The following is a 13,146-nucleotide window of genomic DNA, read 5'->3' on the forward strand; positions in this document are numbered from 1 at the left end:
CGGCGGGTCACCGGCCCGCGACGCCGGCACGACCGGCTACGGGCACCGATGGCCCGCTCGGCCGGACGGCGGCGGGAACGGTCAGCTGAAGAGCGAGCGGCCCCACCAGTCGGCGGCGTCCCGGACGCCGGGCGGGCAGGCGAAGAGCGCGCTGGAGACGTGCCGCAGGTACTCGTTCATCGCGTCGTTGCGCGCCAGCTGGGTCTGGATCGGCACGAACTGCTTGCGCGGGTCCCGCTGGTACGCCATGAAGAAGAGCCCGGCGTCGAGGCGGCCCAGGCCGTCGGAGCCGTCCACGAAGTTGTAGCCCCGACGCAGCAGCCGGGCGCCGTTGTTGCGGCTCGGGTGGGCGAGCCGCACGTGCGCGGTGTCGGCGATCACCGCCGCCCCGTCGTCGCCCTTGGCGGCGAAGTCGGGCTCGTCGAACTCGTCCCGGCGGCCCAGCGGCGCGCCGACGCCCTTGGTTCGCCCGACGATCTGCTCCTGCTCGACCAGCGAGGTGCGGTCCCAGGTCTCGACCTGCATCCGGATCTTCCGGGTGACCAGGTACGACCCGCCGGTCATCCAGTCCGGTCCGTCACCGGGCTGGGCCCAGAGCTGCTCGCGCAGCAGCCCGGCGTCCTCGGCCTTGAGGTTGGCGGTGCCGTCCTTGAAGCCGAAGAGGTTGCGCGGCGTCGCCTGGTCCCGCGAGGTCGACGAGGTACGCCCGAAGCCCAGCTGCGACCAGCGGACGCTGACCACGCCCATGCCGATCCGGGCCAGGTTGCGGATGGCGTGCACCGCCACCTGCGGGTCGTTGGCGCAGGCCTGGACGCAGAGGTCGCCGCCGGAGATCTCCGGGCGCAGCGCGTCCCCGGCGAAGTGCGGCAGGTCGGCCAGGGCGGCGGGGCGCCGGTCGGCGATGCCGAACCGGTCCCGGCCCTGCGCGTCCCGGAACAGCGTCGGGCCGAAGCCGATGGTGAGGGTGAGCTGCGACGGCGGCAGGCCGAGCGCCTCGCCGGTGTCGTCCGGCGGGGCCTCCGGCATGCCGTCGACCGCGCCGATCACCCCGGCGTCCCGGCCGGTGGTCATCCGGGCCGCGGCGGCCGTCCACTCCTGGAGCAGCGCCACCAGCCGGGCCCGGTCCTTGGTGATCACGTCGAACGCGACGAAGTGCAGCCGGTCCTGGGCGGGGGTGGTGATGCCGGCCTGGTGCTCGCCGTGGAACGGCACCGCGCCGGCCGCCACGTCGCCGGCCACCGCCTGGTCGGCGTCGCGGAGCAGCGCGCCGGCGCCGGCGGCGACGCCGGCCACCCCGGCGACCCCGACCCCGGCGAGGGTGATGGCCCGCCGCCGGGACAGCCCGCCCCGGGGAGCCTCGGTGGACGTGGTGGACGCGCTGCTCTGCTCGCTCATCAGTTCTCCTGTGGGACCGGCCGTCATCGGGCGACGACGGCGGCGACCTTGCTGATCGGCTCGGCGAGGGCGTTGATGCTGTCGGACAGCTCCTTGAGCTGCGCCTTGCTCAGTTCGGTGTGCAGCTTCCAGCCGTCACCGGCCCGGTGCTGGCCGAGCGCCTTCTCGACGTTGGCGAACTCCGTGTCGAGCTGGGTGACCAGTTCGGGCGAGCGCTGCTCCAGGGCCGGGCGCAGCGCGGCGATCGCGGCCTTCGAACCCTCCAGGTTGGCGCTGAAGTCCCAGAGGTCGGTGTGCGAGTAGCGGTCCTCCTCGCCGGTGATCTTGCCGCTGGCGACCTCGTCGAGGAGCTCCTTGGCGCCGTTGGCGAGCTGGAGCGGGTTGAGCTTCTCGGCGTTGGCCTTGGCCACGATCTCCTTGACGTCGGCGAGCAGCCGGTCGGCGATCGGGCCGTCCTTGCTGATGTCGCCGGACTGCCAGAGGTCCTTCTCGATCCGGTGGAAGCCGGTGAACTCCATGCCCTCCTCGATGACCTCCTCACGGCCGTCGATCTTGGGGTCGAGGTCGCCGAAGATCTCCGCCACCGGCTCGATCCGCTCCCAGTAGGTGCGGGCGACCGGGTAGAGCGCCTTGGCCTTGGCCACGTCGCCGGCCTTGACCGCGGCGACGAACTCCTCGGTCCTGGTCAGCAGGGCGCCGGTCTGGCTGGCCACGTACCGCTGGTAGCTGGCCGTGGCCTGGGCCAGCGCGGCGTCCGGCGCGACGGTCGCGGCGGTGCCGCTGACCTTCAGCGCGCCCCGGATGCCCCGGCCGCTCATCCCCGGCTTGCACGCCGTCTCGTACGTCCCGGCCGGCAGCTCGACGCGCAGCTCGCGGCTGAGCCCCGGGGCGATGTTCTCCACCTCGCCCATCACCCGGTCACCGGCGGCGTACACGTAGAACTCGTTGACCTTGCTGCCGGAGTTGGTGATGGTGAAGGTCGCCTGGCCGGCGTCGAGGGCGGTGACGTCGACCTCGCAGGCGGTGTCGCTGGCCTTGACCTTCACCGCGTCGGCGCCCTTCGCGCCGTCCTGCTCCTTGCCGTCACTGCAGGCGGTCACACCGGTGACGGCCAGCACGCCGGCGGCGGCGAGCACCAGGAAGCGGGTGGTACGCATCAGTTCTTGTCTCCTCGGAGCAGGTGGGTTCAGGCGCGCTGCGGCGCGGAGGCCGGGCGGTCGGTGTCGGACCCGGCGGGCGTCCCGGCCGGGGCGGCGTCAGTGTCCGGGGCGGCTTCGCCGGCCGGGGTCGCTTCGCCGGTCGGGGTGGTCGTGGGCGGAGTCGGCGTCGCGGCCGGGGCGGTGGGCCTGCCGGCGGTCGACGGCTTGCGGAGGAAGAGGAACAGCACCGGCACGGCGTAGGCGACCCAGGCGACCATCTCGAGCACGCTCGGGGTGGCGGTGATGTTGAACATCCCGGCGAGCAGGGCGGCGTACCAGGTGCTCGGGTCGAGCACCGAGGTGATGTCGAAGGCCAGGTCGTTCAGGCCGGGCAGGACGCCGGCCTCCTGGAAGTCGTGCACGCCGTACTTGAGGATGCCGGCGGCGACGAGGATGAGCAGCGCGCCGGTCCAGGTGAAGAACTTCGACAGGTTGATCCGCAGCGCGCTGGCGTAGAGCAGGACGCCGATCACCACGGCGGTGGCGATGCCGCCGATCAGCGCCAGCAGCGGGCCGCTGTCCCCGGCCGCGCCCCGGGCGGCGGAGTAGAAGATCAGGGCGGTCTCCAGCCCCTCCCGGATCACCGCGAGGAAGCTCATGCCGGCCACCGCGAGCGAGCCGACCGCCAGCGCCTCGGTGAGCTTGCCCCGCAGCTCGCCGGCGATCGTCCGGGCGGCCTTGCGCATCCAGAAGATCATCCAGGTCACGAAGACCACGGCCGCGACGGAGGTCACCGCCTCGAACAGCTCGCGGTCCTCCGAGCGGGCGAGCAGCGAGGTGGAGGTGTACTCGATCAACCAGCCGAAGAGCACCGACAGCACCACGGCCAGACCGACGCCGGCCCACACCTGGGGCAGCCGGTCCCGGCGCTGCGACTTCACCAGGAAGGCGACCAGGATGCTGACCACCAGGGTCGCTTCCAGGCCCTCACGCAGGCCGATCAGGTACGTGGCGAACATCGACACTCCGAGTTGATGAGGGTTGCCTCAGTTAACTTAGGGCAGACTTACCTTCCTCCTGCTCCCGGGGTGCCGTCAAGTCGATCGCCACGAGTTCACCTGTGCGTCCCGTGACAGGATCGGCCGGACGTTCACGGACGGGACGAGGTCTCCTTGATCACTTCCACCAGCACGCCGGCCGATCCACCGCCGCCAGGGCCTTCCGCCCCCGCGCCGGCGGCCGCCGACCCCGCACACCGGCGGCGGTCCACCACCGCTCGGCCGCACGCCACCGGACGCCGACCGTGAGGGGCCTGCTGCCCTGGCTCGCGGTGCTGGCGCTGGTCGTGGTGCTCAGCGAGCTGCGGCTGCGCCCGCTGGCCGCCGCCGTGTCACTGGCCTGGCTGGCCTGGTGCGTCTGGACCTGGATCCGACCCACCCGCCGCACCCCACACTGACCCCCCACCACGCCCCAGCGCCGAGCGCCATCCCGCAGCGGGCGGGAGGGGGGACGGGGGCGGCGGGAGCCGGCGCGGAGCGCCGGGGGGACCCGGCCGTGGGCGTACGCGAAAAGGACCGGGCCGGCCGCGCGGCGGCCGACCCGGTCCTCGTCGAGGCGGAACTCAGTAGCGGTAGTGCTCCGGCTTGAACGGGCCCTCGATGGCGACACCGAGGTAGGCGGCCTGCTCCTTGGTGAGCTGGCTGAGCTTGGCGCCCAGCGCCCCCAGGTGCAGCCGGGCGACCTTCTCGTCCAGGTGCTTCGGCAGCACGTACACGCCGACCGGGTACTCGTCGGTCTTGGTGAACAGCTCGATCTGGGCGATCGTCTGGTTGGCGAACGAGTTCGACATCACGAAGCTCGGGTGGCCGGTGGCGTTGCCCAGGTTCAGCAGGCGGCCCTCGGAGAGCACGATGATGGCGTGGCCGTCGTCGAACTTCCAGAGGTCGACCTGCGGCTTGATGTTCTCCCGCGTGACGTCCGAGCGCTTGGCCAGACCGGCCATGTCGATCTCGTTGTCGAAGTGGCCGATGTTGCCGACGATGGCCTGGTGCTTCATCCGGGCCATGTGCTCGTTGGTGATGACGTCGAAGCAGCCGGTCGCGGTGATGAAGATGTCGGCCTGCTCGACCACGTCGTCCAGGGTGGCGACCTGGTAGCCGTCCATCGCCGCCTGCAGCGCGCAGATCGGGTCGACCTCGGTCACCACGACCCGGGCGCCCTGGCCGCGCAGCGACTCGGCGCAGCCCTTGCCCACGTCGCCGTAGCCCATGACGACCGCCATCTTGCCGCCGATGAGGACGTCGGTGGCCCGGTTGATGCCGTCGATGAGCGAGTGGCGGCAGCCGTACTTGTTGTCGAACTTGCTCTTGGTCACCGAGTCGTTGACGTTGATGGCCGGGAAGAGCAGGGTGCCGGCGCGGTGCATCTCGTAGAGCCGGTGCACGCCGGTGGTGGTCTCCTCGGTCACGCCCTTGATGGCGGCGGCGATCCGGGTCCAGCGCTGGCCGTCCTCGGCGAGCGAGCGGTGCAGCAGCCCGAGGATGACCGCGTACTCCTCGGAGTCGGCGGACTCGACCGGCGGGACGACCCCGGCCTTCTCGAACTCGACGCCCTTGTGGACGAGCAGGGTGGCGTCACCACCGTCGTCGAGGATCATGTTCGGGCCGGCGCCGTCGGGCCAGGCGAGCACCTGCTCGGTGCACCACCAGTACTCCTCCAGGCTCTCGCCCTTCCAGGCGTACACCGGTACGCCGGCCGGGGCCTCGGGGGTGCCGTCCGGGCCGACGACGATCGCGGCGGCGGCGTGGTCCTGGGTGGAGAAGATGTTGCAGGACGCCCAGCGGACCTGCGCGCCGAGCGCGACCAGGGTCTCGATCAGGACGGCCGTCTGGATGGTCATGTGCAGCGAGCCGGTGACCCGGGCGCCGGCGAGCGGCTGGGCGCCGGCGAACTCGCGGCGGATCGCCATCAGGCCGGGCATCTCGTGCTCGGCGAGCCGGATCTCCTTGCGCCCGAACTCGGCGAGCGACAGATCCGCCACCTTGTAGTCGCCCTCGGCGAGGGTGCTCGGCCGCGCGCCACTGGTGGACGCCGGGAGGGTGCTGGTCATGGAAGCTCCTGTCGAACGGTGTGCTGCACGACCTTCCACCTTACGCGCATGGCCCAGCCCCGCACGGGCGGCCGCCGGAGACAGCGCACGGGGCGGTCGGTGATGGACAGACTTTCCGTCCACGTGCCGGCCGCCCCGTGCATCCCCCCGGTTTGGTTCCCCGCGCGCTACCGGACCTTCGTCGCGACAACGCTGCGTACCCATAGAGTCACACTGCGCCAGAGGCGAGTCAAGCTATTTCGGAAAAGTCGGACTCGTGTCGCGGGCGCGCGGGCCGGGAGTCAGCTCGACAAGGCGTCAGCGGAGGCCGGCGGTGGCGACGAACGCCTCACCCGTGCCGGTGAAGACCAGCGGGCCCGCCGCGGCCGGCCCGACGGCGGCCTGGCCGGGAGCGAGGGTGACCGGGCCGGTCCCGTCGTCCACCGAGACCCGGCCGGCCCGGCAGAGCACCACCCGGGGCCCGGGCAGCGGCAACCGCACGTCCGGCGTGGCCGCGTCCACCGTCACCCGGTGCAGGGCGAAGTCCTCGACCGGCACCGGCCAGCAGACCACGCCCGGCGCCACCGGCCGCGCCATGACCACCGGCTCGGCCAGCACCTCGAAGCGCAGCACCCGCAGCAGCTCGTCGACGTCGACGTGCTTCGGCGTGAGCCCGCCGCGCAGCACGTTGTCGCTGGCCGCCATGATCTCCACCCCGGTGCCGCGCAGGTAGGCGTGCAGGTTGCCGGCCGGCATCCAGATCGCCTCCCCCGGCGCCAGCCGCACGTGGTTGAGCAGCAACGCCACCAGCACCCCCGGGTCACCCGGGTAGTCGGCCGCCAGCGACCGGGCCAGTTCGGCGTCCGGGCCGGCGACGCGCGCCGCCACCACCGCGTCGACCAGCCCGGCGCGCTGCGCCGCCGGCCAGGTCAACAGCAGGCGCACGGCGTCCCGCAGGCCCGTGGGCCCGGTGCGCAGCGCGGCCACCACCGGCTCCAGTGCGGGTACGCCGAACGCGGCGAGCACGTCCGCCGAGTCCGCCGGGTCGCGGAACCCGCAGAGCGCCTCCATCGGCGCGAGCGCGACCAGCAGCTCCGGCTTGTGGTACGGGTCGACGTAGTTGCGCCGCCCCTGGACGCGCGCGCCGTCGGCGATGTACCCGGCCTGGGCCTGCTCCGAATCGGGGTGGGCCTGCAGACTCAGCGGGGCGTCGGCGGCGAGCACCTTCAGCAGGAACGGCAGCCGGGTGCCGAACCGGTCGACCACCTGATCGCCCAGCCAGTGGCCCGGCTCTGCGGCGACCAGGTCGACCAGGCTCGTCCGCTCGCCGCCGCGGTCGACCGTGGCCGGGGCGCCCGGGTGGGCGCCCAGCCACAGCTCCGCCTCCGGCCCGTCGCTGGGCACCGGGCGCCCCTGCAACTCGGCGATGGCCGAGCGGGACCCCCAGGCGTAGTCGCGGATCGAGCCGTGCAGCAGCTCCATGCTCAGCCTCCGGCCCGCCCGGACGCCTCGCCGGGCTCAGCCTCCGGCCCGGGTACGGCGGTGTGCGAGGCCGCACCGGTGCCGGCGCGGTCGGCGGCGGCGCTGTAGACGTCCGGCTCCAGGTAGATCACCCGAGCGATCGGCACGGCCGCGCGGATCCGCGCCTCGACGGCGTTGATGCCGCGGGCCAGCTCCTCGGCGCTGTCACAGGGCGGCACGCCGATCTTCGCCGCGACCAGCAGCTCCTCGGGGCCGAGGTAGAGCGTCTTCATGTGGATGATCCGCTCGACCTCGGGACCGCCGGTGACCGCCTGCTCGATCTTCGCCAGATCCGGCGGCTCGACGCCCTCACCGAGCAGCAGGCTCTTGGTCTCGATGGCGAGGATGATCGCGATCGTCACCAGCAGCACGCCGATCATGGCGGTGCCGGCCGCGTCCCACTCGCCGTTGCCGGTGATCAGCGTCATGCCGACGCCGAAGAGCGCGAAGACCAGACCGATCAGCGCGCCGAGGTCCTCCAGCAGCACCACCGGCAGCTCGGGGGCCTTGGCCCGGCGGACGAACTTCACCCAGGACTGGTTTCCCCGGATGTGGTTGGACTCATTGATGGCGGTCCGGAAGGAGAACGACTCCATGATGATCGCGATCACCAGCACGGCGACCGGCACCCACTGGTACTCGTGGATGCCCTCCTTGTCGTGCCACTTGTGGTACGCCTCGTAGAGCGCGAAGAGACCACCGACGCTGAACAGCACGATCGAGACGATGAACGCGTAGACGTAGCGCTCCCGGCCGTACCCGAAGGGGTGCTGCGGGGTGGCCTCGCGCTTGGCTCGCTTGCCGCCCAGCAGCAGCAGGCCCTGGTTGCCGGAGTCGGCGACCGAGTGGATCGACTCCGCCAGCATCGACGAGGAACCCGTCAGGAGGAACGCGATGAACTTGGTGACGGCGATGCCCACGTTGGCCAGCAGGGCGGCGACGACCGCCTTGGTTCCGCCGTTCGCGCTCACGCTCCCGCCCCATTCCGCTGCGCGACATCGGTCGCCACGCCGCTGAGCAGGACGGTTCGCCCCTTGCGTTCGCTCACTGGTTCGACAGCTCCTTCATTTCGGTGATCGCCGGGACCGCCATCGGGTCCAGGCCGTGGGCCAGTGCCAGGTAGACCGAGGCGAAGTCGGGTACGGCCACGAGCGAGGCGAGCCGCTCCAGCGCGGAGCCGCCCTCGGCGGTCACCACGTCGCAGCGCACCCCGCGCTGCTCGGCGAGGGTCTGCACGGCCGCGGCGCGGCGCTCCTCGACGGCGAGCGGCTCGTCGGTGTCGTCCTCGGCGTTGAGCCCGCCGTCGCGCAGCAGCACCAGCCGCAGTCGGGTCGGGTCGCCCTCGGCCTCGTCCCGGTCGGCGAAGATGTCCCGCGCCGACTCGACCAGGCCGCCGAAGACGCCGTCGAGCAGGCCGACGCGCCCCCGGCCGGCCTCGCCGAGCGCCCCGGTGACCACCGGGTAGCGGGCGTTGGCCGACAGCGTGTCGCCGAAGCGCCGGGCCGCGACGGTGGCCAGCGGGGACGACCCCCAGACGATCGGGATGGACCCGGCCAGCCCGAGGGCCAGCGACTTCGCCGGGTTGACGAAGGACTCGGCGGTGGGACGGCACCGGTCGGCGTCGGCGTCCAGCCGGGCCGCGGTCTCCGCCAGATCCGCCTCGTTGACCTTCACCAGGCCGAGCGTACGGGCGGCGAGCAGAACCGGCACGGTGAGCGCCCAGAGACTCGCCCGAGCGGGCGCGCGCCGGGGCACCGGGATGAACGGGGCGCGGGCCCGCTCGGCGACCGCCTGGAGCTGCGAGTCGGGCGCGCCCACCGCGACCAGCCGGGCACCCCGGCGGTGCGCGGCCTCGGCGGCGCCGAGCGCCTCGGGGCTGCGACCGGAGGCGCTGACCGCGATCACCACGTCGGCCGCGCCGACCCAGCCGGGCACGCCGGCGCTGCGGTGCGGGATGACCGGCACCGGGCAGCGCGGCCCGGCGACCGTGGCGAGTACGTCACCGGTACGCCCGGCGGTGCCGATGCCGGCGATGACGACCGCCCGGGGGCGAAGGTCGTCCTCCAGCAGCGACAGGTTGGCCTCGGCGGCCAGGGCGGCCGACTCGCGCACCTGGGCGCCGGCCGAGGCGGTGAACCGCAGCATGCCGCCCGGGTCCTGCTCGCTGAAGGTGTCCGGGTTGTCCAGCACCGACTCGTCGGCCACCCGCCGGCCGCTGACCCCGGCCGTACCGTCCATCACCGCTGCGCCTCGGGGCCGCCGCGCGCCTCGTCCAGCAGCAGCACCGGTACGTCGTCGCGTACCTCGAAGACGCGACCGCACTCGGTGCAGGTGAGGGTCTGCGCCTGCGCGTCGTAGTCCAGCGGGGCGTGGTGTGTGTCCGGGCAGGCGAGGATCTCGAGCAACTGCGGGTCCAGGGCCACGGTGCGGCTCCTTCCACGTGTGCGGTCTCGCCGGTCGGCGGTGCCGACCGGCGCAGGCGATCTTATCGGCGAACGCGCTCCAGCACCTCGTCGCGCAGCGCGATCATCCGCTCCTCGGTCGGGCCCTCCACGTTGAGCCGCAGCAGCGGCTCGGTGTTGGAGGGGCGCAGGTTGAACCAGGCCCCGTCCGGGAAGCGCAGGGTGAGGCCGTCCAGCTCGTCGACCTCCGCGTCCGGGTACGCGGCGCGCACCTCGGCGACCTTCGCCGCCTGGTCGGCCACCGTGGAGTTGATCTCACCGGAGGCGGCGTACCGCTCGTAGATGCTGGCCAGGATCGACAGCGGCTGGGACTGCTCGCCGAGGGCGGCCAGGGTGTGCATGGCGGCGAGCATGCCGGTGTCGGCGAACCAGAAGTCCCGGAAGTAGTAGTGCGCGGAGTGCTCGCCGCCGAAGACGGCGTTGGTGCGGGCCATCTCGGCCTTGATGAACGAGTGGCCGACCCGGGTCACCACCGGCTGGCCGCCGTGCTCGCGGATGATCTCCGGCACCGCGCGGGAGGTGATCAGGTTGTGGATCACCGTGGAGCCGGGATGCTTGGCCAGTTCCCGGGCCGCCACCAGGGCGGTGATCGCGGAAGGGGAGACCGGCTCGCCGCGCTCGTCGACCACGAAGCAGCGGTCGGCGTCGCCGTCGAAGGCGAGCCCGATGTCGGCGCTGTGCGCCACCACCGCGCGCTGGAGGTCGACCAGGTTCTTCGGGTCGAGCGGGTTGGCCTCGTGGTTGGGGAAGGTCCCGTCCAGCTCGAAGTAGAGCGGCACGATCTCCAGCGGCAGGGCCGGCAGGGCGGCCTCGCCGAGCACGGTGGGCACGGTGTAGCCGCCCATCCCGTTCCCCGCGTCGACGACCACCTTCAGCGGCCGGATGCTCGACAGGTCGACCAGCTTGCGCAGGTGGGCGGCGTAGTCCGGCAGCAGGTCGCGCCGCCGGGCCGGAGCGGGCTGCTCGCCGGCCACCCGCTCACCGGCGTCGAGCAGCGCCTGCGCCCGGTCCCGGATGTCGGCCAGGCCGCTGTCCTGCCCGATCGGACGGGCGCCGGAGCGACACATCTTGATGCCGTTGTACTGCGCCGGGTTGTGGCTGGCGGTGAACATCGCGCCGGGCAGGCCCAGCGCGCCTGAGGCGTAGTAGAGCATGTCGGTGGAGCCCAGCCCCAGCTCGATCACCGTACGGCCCTCGGCGCGCACGCCGGTGGCGAAGGCGCTCGCCAGGGCGGGGCCGGTGGCCCGCATGTCGTGCGCGATCAGCACCGCGTCGCCCGGTTCGCCGCTGTCGTTGAGCACCTGCGTGAAGGCCGCCCCGAGCGCCTCGGCGGTGCGCTCGTCCCACTGGTCCGGCACCGTCCCCCGGACGTCGTACGCCTTCACGATCTGGGACAGGTCAGACACCGGGATTCACTCCTCGACAGCAGGTCGTCAACGAACCTGAGCCTAACGGAGCGACCGGGTCCGCCCCGTCCTAGCCGGGGAGGCGGGGCATGAAGGTGGTCGCCTCACCGTCGGGCGGGGCGGCCGGCGGCGTGGCGGGTCGCTGCGGCACCGGGGGCGTGGCGGCCGGCGGCGTGGCGGGTCGCTGCGGCGCCGGGGGCGTGGCGGCCGGCGGGGCCGAGGTCGGCGCGCCGTACACCCCGCCGGACGGGCGGGGGGTGGACGGGACGGTCGGGTACGCGCCGGCGCCGCCGTACAGGCCGCTGGGGCGCGCGGGGGCGGGCTGCTGGCCGTACACCTGGGGGTTCGGCGCGGGGGTCGCGCCCGGCACCCCGCCGCCGGAGCGGTAGGTGGTCGGACCGGAGCTGCGGGGCAGCGGGACGGCCGGGTACGCCTGCTCGTCGGCGGGCCCGCGGTCCTTGCGGTTGTTGCGGATGAGCAGAGCGATCAACCCGGCGCCGATGGCTACCAGGGCGATGCCGAACCACATGATCATGGATCCTCCGGAGGACTCTTCGGCAGCGGCGACGGCCTGGCCGGTGGTCGGGGCGGCGAGGACGGCCTGGGTCGGCTCGTCCGTGACGGCGGCCGGGGTCCCGGTCGCGCTCGGGGTGGGCGTCGGGGTGGGCTTGCGGGTCGACGGGCTCCCGGCGAGGCTGCCGCCCACCCGGGAGGTGTCGGCGCCCCGGCCGATCAACCGGCCGACGGCGGTCGTCGCCTCGCCGACCACCTCCAACCTGCCCGCCGGCGCGCCCGCGACGAACGCGACCCGGTAGCGAACGGTGATGCTCTTCCCCTTGCACAACGTGGCATTCACCGGCGAGGTACGGCCGGTGGCGACGCTGCCACCGCCGCCGGAGACCGGCACCGGGAACCAGCGGCCGCCGATGTTCACCTGTACCCGCACCTGGTCCGGATTCAACCCGGTCAGTTGCAACCCGAGCGAACTGCGCAGCAACACGCAACCCTCCGTGCGCTTGCGCACCTCCATCGAGACGCCGCCCGCGGAACCACCCGCGCTGAAGCTGCTCGCCGCGTGGACCCCGACCCGGTCGGAGTCGGCGTACGCGGGGGCGGCGCCGACGACGAGCAGGCCGCCGAGCAGCGCAGCAGCCGTCACCAGCCGTACGAACTGCCGACGCACGGACATCTCCACCTCACCGTCTCTCCCCCGCTGAAGTCCGGCGTCAGGCTACTACCGGGTCGGGGGGTGCTCTCGCCATCGAGCGCTCCAGATGTGTGCCGCATTACCCTGCCGACCGTGTCCCGGATCACGCCGGTCGCCTTCTCTGCCGGGGTGCGGCTGGGGCGATCGCGATGACGGTGGGGAGCCGGCAGGGTTGTCGCGCAGAGTCAGGTGCGGGCGGCGGCCAGGGCGTCGCGGCAGAGCCGGTCGGCGGTGCGAGTGGTCTCCGGCAGCCGGTAGCGCGGCGTGAGCGCGAGCACCTGCTCGACGGCGTTGTCGAGGCTCATCCGGTGCCCGACGCTGACGAAGACCGGCTTGACGCCGTCCCGGGTCCGCAGCACCCGCCCGACGGTCTCGCCCCCGTCGACCAGCGGCGTACTGTCACCGCGCCGCAGCCCCGGCTCCGCCGATTCGCCGACCAGCCGCGTCTTGCCGACCCCGATCGCCGGCAGCCCGGTCACCACCCCCAGGTGACAGGCGAGCCCGAACCGGCGCGGGTGAGCCAGCCCGTGCCCGTCGCAGAGCAGCAGCTCCGGCTGCACCGTCAGCCCGTCGAGGGCAGCCAGCAACGCCGGCAGCTCACGGAAGGCGAACAGCCCCGGCACGTAGTCGAAGGCGGGCCGGCCCACGCTGACCGACCGGTCGACCACCGCCAGGGTCGCGGCGTCGAGCACGGTGACGGCCGCCGCGAGCAGGTCACCGCTCTCCGCGTACGCGACGTCGAGGCCGGCCACCGTCGCGGGCCGGCTGGGGCCGGGCCCGACCAGGTCCGCCAGCGGCCGCAACCGATCCTGTACGGCCACCGCCTCCGCGACCGTCCTCGGCGTGTCCACCTGCACCGGCGCCTCTCTCCGTCCCCGCTGGTCGTCATCGACTCCACTTGCGCGACGTTGCGGTGTCCCCAGCCACG

The 13,146-nt window shown here is 73.2% G+C and carries 12 protein-coding genes; 1 reads left to right on the plus strand and 11 read right to left on the minus strand.

What is annotated here, in order from left to right; translation table 11 throughout:
* Window positions 1–81: 81 nt before the first annotated feature.
* Genes efeB through efeU form a run of 3 tightly spaced genes read right to left on the minus strand, consistent with a single transcriptional unit; the run spans window position 82 to window position 3,553 of the window.
* Window positions 82–1,395 carry an iron uptake transporter deferrochelatase/peroxidase subunit gene (gene efeB, locus GA0074696_RS27940; RefSeq protein WP_088963842.1) on the minus strand — a complete coding sequence of 438 codons (1,314 nt, stop codon included), beginning with the start codon at window positions 1,393–1,395 and terminating at the stop codon, window positions 82–84.
* Between the two features lie 23 nt (window positions 1,396–1,418).
* Window positions 1,419–2,552 carry an iron uptake system protein EfeO gene (gene efeO / locus GA0074696_RS27945; protein ID WP_088963843.1) on the minus strand — a complete coding sequence of 378 codons (1,134 nt, stop codon included), beginning with the start codon at window positions 2,550–2,552 and terminating at the stop codon, window positions 1,419–1,421.
* 29 nt (window positions 2,553–2,581) lie between these two features.
* Window positions 2,582–3,553 (minus strand): iron uptake transporter permease EfeU, encoded by a 972-nt coding sequence (gene efeU, locus GA0074696_RS27950; RefSeq protein ID WP_088963844.1) that lies wholly within the window; start codon window positions 3,551–3,553, stop codon window positions 2,582–2,584.
* 284 nt (window positions 3,554–3,837) lie between these two features.
* Between efeU and GA0074696_RS31275 the strand changes: the two genes are divergently transcribed.
* Entirely contained in the window at window positions 3,838–3,990 is a 153-nt protein-coding gene (locus GA0074696_RS31275) for a hypothetical protein (protein ID WP_172894484.1), read from the plus strand.
* Window positions 3,991–4,155: 165 nt separating this feature from the next.
* Here GA0074696_RS31275 and ahcY read toward each other — a convergent pair whose 3' ends face one another.
* The 8 genes from ahcY to nfi all read right to left on the minus strand — a co-directional run bounded on the left by ahcY (window position 4,156) and on the right by nfi (window position 13,075).
* Window positions 4,156–5,643: an adenosylhomocysteinase gene (gene ahcY, locus GA0074696_RS27955; RefSeq protein ID WP_088963845.1), complete on the minus strand. Its 1,488-nt coding sequence runs from the start codon at window positions 5,641–5,643 to the stop codon at window positions 4,156–4,158.
* Window positions 5,644–5,940: 297 nt separating this feature from the next.
* On the minus strand, window positions 5,941–7,104 hold the full coding sequence (gene manA, locus GA0074696_RS27960) for a mannose-6-phosphate isomerase, class I (RefSeq protein WP_088963846.1): 1,164 nt from the start codon (window positions 7,102–7,104) through the stop codon (window positions 5,941–5,943).
* 2 nt (window positions 7,105–7,106) lie between these two features.
* Window positions 7,107–8,114 carry a cation diffusion facilitator family transporter gene (locus tag GA0074696_RS27965; RefSeq protein WP_088963847.1) on the minus strand — a complete coding sequence of 336 codons (1,008 nt, stop codon included), beginning with the start codon at window positions 8,112–8,114 and terminating at the stop codon, window positions 7,107–7,109.
* A 73-nt stretch (window positions 8,115–8,187) separates the two neighbouring features.
* The gene (locus GA0074696_RS27970) at window positions 8,188–9,384 is read right to left on the minus strand and encodes an SIS domain-containing protein (RefSeq protein WP_088963848.1); all 1,197 of its coding nucleotides are present in this window, start codon (window positions 9,382–9,384) and stop codon (window positions 8,188–8,190) included.
* On the minus strand, window positions 9,381–9,566 hold the full coding sequence (locus tag GA0074696_RS27975; RefSeq protein WP_088963849.1) for a Trm112 family protein: 186 nt from the start codon (window positions 9,564–9,566) through the stop codon (window positions 9,381–9,383). Before GA0074696_RS27975 ends, GA0074696_RS27970 begins: the two co-directional genes overlap by 4 nt.
* Window positions 9,567–9,628: 62 nt before the next feature.
* On the minus strand, window positions 9,629–11,011 hold the full coding sequence (locus tag GA0074696_RS27980) for a phosphomannomutase/phosphoglucomutase (protein ID WP_088963850.1): 1,383 nt from the start codon (window positions 11,009–11,011) through the stop codon (window positions 9,629–9,631).
* A gap of 70 nt (window positions 11,012–11,081) precedes the next feature.
* Complete coding sequence (locus tag GA0074696_RS27985) at window positions 11,082–12,200, minus strand: hypothetical protein (RefSeq protein ID WP_088963851.1); 1,119 nt, start codon at window positions 12,198–12,200, stop codon at window positions 11,082–11,084.
* A gap of 203 nt (window positions 12,201–12,403) precedes the next feature.
* Entirely contained in the window at window positions 12,404–13,075 is a 672-nt protein-coding gene (gene nfi, locus GA0074696_RS27990) for a deoxyribonuclease V (protein WP_231925178.1), read from the minus strand.
* Window positions 13,076–13,146 lie beyond the last annotated feature (71 nt).

Source organism: Micromonospora purpureochromogenes (assembly GCF_900091515.1).
Lineage (GTDB): Bacteria > Actinomycetota > Actinomycetes > Mycobacteriales > Micromonosporaceae > Micromonospora > Micromonospora purpureochromogenes.

What these genes read in the sequence shown, in the direction of transcription:
- efeB (WP_088963842.1), bottom strand. Translation starts at nt 1,395, where the DNA reads ATGAGCGAGCAGAGCAGCGCGTCCACCACGTCCACCGAGGCTCCCCGG.
- efeO (WP_088963843.1), bottom strand. Translation starts at nt 2,552, where the DNA reads ATGCGTACCACCCGCTTCCTGGTGCTCGCCGCCGCCGGCGTGCTGGCC.
- efeU (WP_088963844.1), bottom strand. Translation starts at nt 3,553, where the DNA reads ATGTTCGCCACGTACCTGATCGGCCTGCGTGAGGGCCTGGAAGCGACC.
- ahcY (WP_088963845.1), bottom strand. Translation starts at nt 5,643, where the DNA reads ATGACCAGCACCCTCCCGGCGTCCACCAGTGGCGCGCGGCCGAGCACC.
- manA (WP_088963846.1), bottom strand. Translation starts at nt 7,104, where the DNA reads ATGGAGCTGCTGCACGGCTCGATCCGCGACTACGCCTGGGGGTCCCGC.
- GA0074696_RS27985 (WP_088963851.1), bottom strand. Translation starts at nt 12,200, where the DNA reads ATGTCCGTGCGTCGGCAGTTCGTACGGCTGGTGACGGCTGCTGCGCTG.